This is a genomic window from Roseiarcus sp. (assembly GCF_049514155.1).
Taxonomy (GTDB): domain Bacteria; phylum Pseudomonadota; class Alphaproteobacteria; order Rhizobiales; family Beijerinckiaceae; genus Roseiarcus.
Genome location: NZ_JBEKVH010000203.1, coordinates 1 through 5,629, shown reverse-complemented (window position 1 = coordinate 5,629; position 5,629 = coordinate 1). Strand labels below are relative to the sequence as shown.

Here is a 5,629-nt window from a genome sequence, read left to right as displayed (position 1 = left end):
GATGGGCGCGGTCGACGACCGCGCCTACAGCGCCGATGGATTCACGGCGTCGGGGCGAGCGCCTGCATCTTCTCGATCTTGGCGGCGAGGATCACCGCCTGGGTGCGGCTCTCGACCCCGAGCTTCTGCAGGATCGCGGAGACGTGCGCCTTCACCGTCGCCTCCGAGACGCTCAGTTCGTAGGCGATCTGCTTGTTGAGCAGGCCCTGCGACAACATCATCAGCACCCGAACCTGCTGCGGCGTCAGCGACGACAGGCGGCGCACCAGCGCGCTCGCTTCGCGATCCGCCGGCGCGTTGAGGTCGAGGTCGGGCGGGGTCCATTGGCCGCCTTCCAGCACCTTGCGGATCGCCGCGCGCATCGTTTCGACGTCGAGCGACTTCGGCACGTAGGCGCTGGCGCCGAACTCGATGCAATGGCGCATCACCGTCGGGTCCTCGTTGCCGGAGACGACCATCACCGGCACGCCGGGCCGCTCGGAGCGCAGGAACAACAGGCCGGAGTAGCCGCGTACGCCGGGCATGCTGAGGTCGAGCAGCACCAGATCCATGTCGGGGGTCTGTTCGAGCGCGGCGGCGAGGGTCTCGAAATCCGCCGCTTCATGGATCTCGGCGTCGGCTATCGCCCCGGTCACCGCCTCGCGCAGCGCGCCGAGGACAAGCGGATGATCGTCGGCGATCAGCACCCGGACCGAGTCAGTCAATCGGATTCCCCCCGAATTCTGCGAATCCCGCCCTTCTACGACTTTAGAATCATCGCGCAACTCGGCCGCTTTGTCACCTCCATCCGGCCGGCGAGGGCCCATCGAGCTGACGGCGCGCCTCGCCGAGCGCCAGCGCCGCAGCGACGGCGACGTTGAGCGAGCGCAGCGGCGGGGCGATCGGGATGCGGAGGCGCGCGTCGGCGACGGCGTGAACCGAATCGGGGACGCCCGCCGATTCGCGGCCGACCAGGACGACGTCGCCGGGCCGGAAGGCGAAATCCCACAGCGCCGTCTCGCCTTTCGTCGTCAGCAGCGCCAGCCGACGGCCGGCGGTGGCGCGCCATTGCTCAAATCGCGCGAAAGATGCGTGACGGACGATCGACAGCGCCGCGAGATAGTCCATTCCGGCGCGTCTCAGCCCGCTGTCGGTGAGGACGAAGCCGGCCGGCTCGATGATCGCCGCCTCGGCGGCGAAACAGGCGCAGGTGCGCAGCATGGCGCCGGCGTTGGGCGCGATGTCAGGCTCGTAGAGCGCCAGGGTCAGCGGAGCAAGCGGCGGCATCGGCGCCGTTGGTAAGCCGATTCCGTCGCTTTCGCCACGCTCGCAGCGCGGGTTCGCTCCGTCGATTTCCCGCCGCTGGAGCGGAACGCGCGGCGGCCTTGCGCGCCCGCCAGACGCCGTTTTCGGCCTATGGACAACCTTGGCGAACGATGCGAAATACCCCGGACCGCTTGGGCCGCTTCTTGCAGGCGCGGCCAATGGCGAACTGGCTTCCGCCGCCGAGGGCCTCGGTCGAACCGACCCGGCCGAGCGGAACGCGAGTGCTCTCGCGCCGGACTTCCGGCGCAACGACCTGGGGGTGCATTTGTCGAGCGCGGCCATCGAAAATCCCAACCGTCGGGACTTCCTCTACATCGCCACCGCGGCGGTCGGCGCGGTCGGCGCCGCCGCCGTCGCATGGCCTTTGATCGATCAGATGAATCCGGACGCGTCGACGCTCGCGCTGGCGTCGATCGAAGTCGATCTGGCGCCGATCGCCGAGGGCCAGATCGTCGTCGTCAAGTGGCGCGGCGGCCCGGTGTTCGTCCGCCACCGCACCAAGAAAGAAATCGACGACGCGGTGAACACGCCGCTTTCCGAGCTCAAGGACCCGCAGACCGACCAGCAGCGGGTGAAGAAGCCGGAGTGGCTGATCGTCAGCGGCGTGTGCACCCATCTCGGCTGCGTGCCGCTCGGCCACGAAGGACAATACGACGGTTGGAAATGCCCGTGCCACGGCTCGGTTTACGACACCTCCGGCCGCATCCGCCAAGGCCCGGCGCCGGCCAACCTCGCCGTGCCCGAGTATGCGTTCCTCAGCGACACGCGTGTGAAGATCGGCTGATCTTCGCGCCTTTCGCCTGCCCGTCCGCCCGCGCCAGACCCCACTCCAGAGAAGCAATGCCATGAGCGGAAGCCCGACCTACGTTCCCAAGAGCGCCCTCGGGCGGTGGTTTGAATCGCGCCTGCCGATCATGGGCCTGGTGCACTCCTCGTTCGTCGCCTTTCCGGTGCCGCGCAACCTCAACTACCTGTGGACCTTCGGCGCGATCCTCGCCTTCATGCTGGTGGCGCAGATCGTCACCGGGATCATCCTGGCGATGCATTACGTGCCCAGCGCGACGGCGGCTTTCGCCTCGATCGAGCACATCATGCGCGACGTGAACTACGGCTGGCTGATCCGCTACCTGCACACCAACGGCGCGTCGATGTTCTTCCTCGCCGTCTACATCCACATGTTCCGCGGCATCTACTACGGCTCCTACAAGGCGCCGCGCGAAGTGCTGTGGATCCTCGGCGTCATCATCTATCTGCTGATGATGGCGACGGCGTTCATGGGCTACGTGCTGCCGTGGGGCTCGATGAGCTTCGCCGGCGCGACCGTCATCACCAACCTGTTCACCGCCGTCCCGGCGGTGGGAACCGGCGTGGCGCATTGGCTGTGGGGCGGTTACGCGGTCGGCGACCCGACGCTCAATCGCTTCTTCTCGCTGCACTACCTGCTGCCGTTCATGATCGTCGGCGTCGTTCTCCTGCATGTGTGGGCGCTGCACGTCGCCGGGCAGAACAATCCCGACGGCGTCGAGGTTCAGAACGTCGAGCGCGACACCGTCGCCTTCACGCCCTACGCGACGATCAAGGACCTGTTCGGCGTGTCGATCTTCCTCATCCTCTACGCCTGGTTCGTCTTCTACATCCCGACCTATCTGCTCGACGCCGACAACTCGGTGCCAGCCAATCCGCTGGTGACGCCCGCCCACATCGTGCCGGAATGGTACCTGCTGCCGTTCTACGCGATCCTGCGCGCGATCCCCAACAAGCTGGTCGGCGTCGTGGCGCTGGCGGCGGCGATCATCCTGCTCGCCTTCCTGCCGTGGCTCGACACCTCGAAGGTCAAGTCGGGCAAGTACCGGCCGGCGTTCCGCGTGTTCTTCTGGCTGTTCGTGGTCTGTTGCGTCGGCCTCGGCTATCTCGGTTCGCAGGAGGTCTCCGACGCGAGCACCTTGGCTGCGCGCATCCTGGCGGTCGGCTATTTCGGCTTCCTGCTCGTCGTGCTGCCGGCGCTCGGGCTGGTCGAGAAGACCAAGCCGATCCCAGCTTCGATCGCCGACGCGGTGCTCGCGAAGGCCAAACCGGCCGAGGCGGCCGCGCCGCCGGCCTCGCGCTGATCGGCTGCCACTTCGGGGGATTTGCCAAAATGATCCGACTGACGACCTCTTTCCTCGCGGCGGCGCTGATGGCGGCGGGCATGACCGTCGCGAACGCGCAGGACGACGCCGAGCAGCCGAAGCCGGCGCGCCAGAGCTGGAGCTTCTCCGGCCTGTTCGGCATTTACGATCAGGCGCAGTTGCAGCGCGGCTTCCAGGTCTACAAGGAAGTCTGCAGCAATTGCCACAGGCTCAGCATTCCCTTCCGCGCCCTCGAGGACTCCTATGGTCCCGGCTACGGCGCCGATCAGGTCAAGGCGCTGGCGGCGAGCTACCAGGTCACCAACGACGAGCCCAACGACAAGGGCGAGATCTTCAAGCGGCCGGGCACGCCCGCCGATCTCTTCCCGCCGCCCGATTCGTTTCCCAACGACCAGGCCGCCGCGGCCGCGCTCGGCAAGGCGCCGCCGGACATGGCCGAGCTCGCCAAGGCGCGCAAATACGAGCGCGGTTTCCCCTGGTTCATTTTCGATGCGCTGCCGTTCGATCAGTATCAGGAGATGGGCGCCGACTACATCTACGCGATCCTTACCGGCTACACGAAGACGGGCGATACGCAGTGGGACCTCTATTATCCCGGCCATCGCATCGCGATGCCGCAGCCGATCGTCGACGGCGCGGTCGACTACAAGGACGGCACGCCGGCGAAGCTCGACAATTACGCGCGCGACGTCGCCGCGTTCCTGAGCTGGGCGTCGGAGCCGACGCTGCCGGAGCGCAAGAAGATCGGCCTGAGGGTCATGATTTTCCTCTTGGTGCTGGCGGCGCTGCTCTATTTCACCAAGAAGCGCGTCTGGAAAGATCTCCACTGAGGCGCGGCGCAGCGGTCGGCGAGGCGGCGAAATGGCCAAGGCGATCGTCGGAATTATCGGCGGCTCGGGGGTCTACAAGCTCGCGGGCCTGACCGACGTCCGCGAACAGCGCGTCGCGACGCCGTGGGGCGAGCCCTCTGGCGTTTTGCACTTCGGCCGCATCGGCGGCGCCGAGGCCGTGTTCCTCGCCCGCCACGGCCAGGGCCATCGCTTCTCGCCCTCGACGATCAACTATCGCGCCAACATCGACGCGCTGAAGCGGGCCGGCGTCACCGACGTCATCGCCGTCTCGGCCTGCGGCTCGTTCCGCGAAGAGCTGTTTCCCGGCCTGTTCGTGCTGGTCGACCAGTTCGAGGACCGCACTTTCGCCCGCCAGACGAGCTTCTTCGGCGCCGGCTGCGTCGCCCATGTGCCGATGGCGCATCCGACCTCGCCGCTGTTGCGCGCGCGCATCGCCGCCGCCGCCGCCGCCGAGGGAATCGCCTGCCGCAACGGCGGATCCTACCTCTGCATGGAAGGGCCGCAATTCTCGACGCTCGCCGAGTCGCTCGCCTACAAGGCGCGCGGCCTCGACGTCATCGGCATGACCGCGGCGACCGAGGCCAAGCTCGCGCGCGAAGCGGAACTGCCCTACGCCGCCGTCGCCATGGTCACCGACTACGACTGCTGGCACGAGGAGCACGGGCCGGTCGACGTCGCTTCGGTGCTGAGGATCGTGCGTCTCAACGCCGAGCGAGTCGAAGCGCTGCTCACGCGCGCGCTCGAGGATTTCCCCGCCGAACACGAGCCGTGCCCGAGCGGCGCCGACCGCGCGCTCGACGGCGCGATCATGACCCACCCTGACGCGCGCGATCCCGAGCTGATGAACAAGCTCGAGGCGATCGTCGCGCGCGCGCTCGCCGCGGCGCGATAGGGCGCCTCACCGCAGAGCCGGCGGCTTCCCGTCATCCAGGCTCGCTTCGGCGAGGGCGATCGTGTCTCGCAGGCGGCGCAACGACTGCAGGAACTGCGGCCGCGAAGGGCCGAGGACGTCCAAAAGCGTTTCCGCGTTGCCGGCGAGCTGATCGTAAGTCCCCTCCAGCGCCTGCCGTCCCGTCGTCGTCAAGACGAGCCGCACCTGTCGGCGGTTCTCGCTGTCCCTTAACTGGACGAGGAAACCCTTGGCGAGCAAGCTGGCGACGCGTTGGCTCACCAGCGACTTGCTCATGTCGAGAAGCTCGCCGACCTCGCCGTGGGTCGGCTGCGCCATTTCATTGACGGCCATCGCCACGAGGAACTCGGCGTAGGTGAAACCGCGCGGGTCCAGCACGCGCGCGCGCGCCATCCGATCGAGCCGCGTGACGATCTCGTGCAGCAAAAAGACTT

The 5,629-nt window shown here is 67.5% G+C and carries 7 protein-coding genes; 4 read left to right on the top strand and 3 right to left on the bottom strand.

From position 1 onward, the window contains the following. Positions 1-41: 41 nt before the first annotated feature. Positions 42-704 carry a response regulator gene (locus ABSF49_RS19680; protein ID WP_424114332.1) on the bottom strand — a complete coding sequence of 221 codons (663 nt, stop codon included), beginning with the start codon at positions 702-704 and terminating at the stop codon, positions 42-44. 73 nt (positions 705-777) lie between these two features. After that, positions 778-1,266, bottom strand: coding sequence for a tRNA (cytidine(34)-2'-O)-methyltransferase (locus ABSF49_RS19675; protein ID WP_424114331.1), 489 nt, complete (start codon positions 1,264-1,266; stop codon positions 778-780). 304 nt (positions 1,267-1,570) lie between these two features. Here ABSF49_RS19675 and petA point away from each other — a divergent pair, with 304 nt between their 5' ends. The 4 genes from petA (at position 1,571) to ABSF49_RS19655 (ending at position 5,177) form a co-directional block, all read left to right on the top strand. Next, positions 1,571-2,089: a ubiquinol-cytochrome c reductase iron-sulfur subunit gene (gene petA / locus ABSF49_RS19670; RefSeq protein WP_424114333.1), complete on the top strand. Its 519-nt coding sequence runs from the start codon at positions 1,571-1,573 to the stop codon at positions 2,087-2,089. 61 nt (positions 2,090-2,150) lie between these two features. Continuing rightward, positions 2,151-3,413, top strand: coding sequence for a cytochrome b (locus ABSF49_RS19665; RefSeq protein ID WP_424114330.1), 1,263 nt, complete (start codon positions 2,151-2,153; stop codon positions 3,411-3,413). A gap of 29 nt (positions 3,414-3,442) precedes the next feature. Beyond that, on the top strand, positions 3,443-4,264 hold the full coding sequence (locus tag ABSF49_RS19660) for a cytochrome c1 (RefSeq protein ID WP_424114329.1): 822 nt from the start codon (positions 3,443-3,445) through the stop codon (positions 4,262-4,264). 31 nt (positions 4,265-4,295) lie between these two features. Further along, positions 4,296-5,177 (top strand): S-methyl-5'-thioadenosine phosphorylase, encoded by an 882-nt coding sequence (locus ABSF49_RS19655; protein ID WP_424114328.1) that lies wholly within the window; start codon positions 4,296-4,298, stop codon positions 5,175-5,177. Between the two features lie 6 nt (positions 5,178-5,183). Here the strand turns inward: ABSF49_RS19655 and ABSF49_RS19650 are convergent. After that, positions 5,184-5,629, bottom strand: a 446-nt coding sequence (locus tag ABSF49_RS19650; protein WP_424114327.1) for a MarR family winged helix-turn-helix transcriptional regulator, incomplete at its 5' end; no start/stop codon positions are given.

Coding starts and splice junctions, on each gene's coding strand:
- ABSF49_RS19675 (WP_424114331.1), bottom strand. CDS start 1,266: ATGCCGCCGCTTGCTCCGCTGACCCTGGCGCTCTACGAGCCTGACATC.
- ABSF49_RS19665 (WP_424114330.1), top strand. CDS start 2,151: ATGAGCGGAAGCCCGACCTACGTTCCCAAGAGCGCCCTCGGGCGGTGG.
- ABSF49_RS19660 (WP_424114329.1), top strand. CDS start 3,443: ATGATCCGACTGACGACCTCTTTCCTCGCGGCGGCGCTGATGGCGGCG.
- ABSF49_RS19655 (WP_424114328.1), top strand. CDS start 4,296: ATGGCCAAGGCGATCGTCGGAATTATCGGCGGCTCGGGGGTCTACAAG.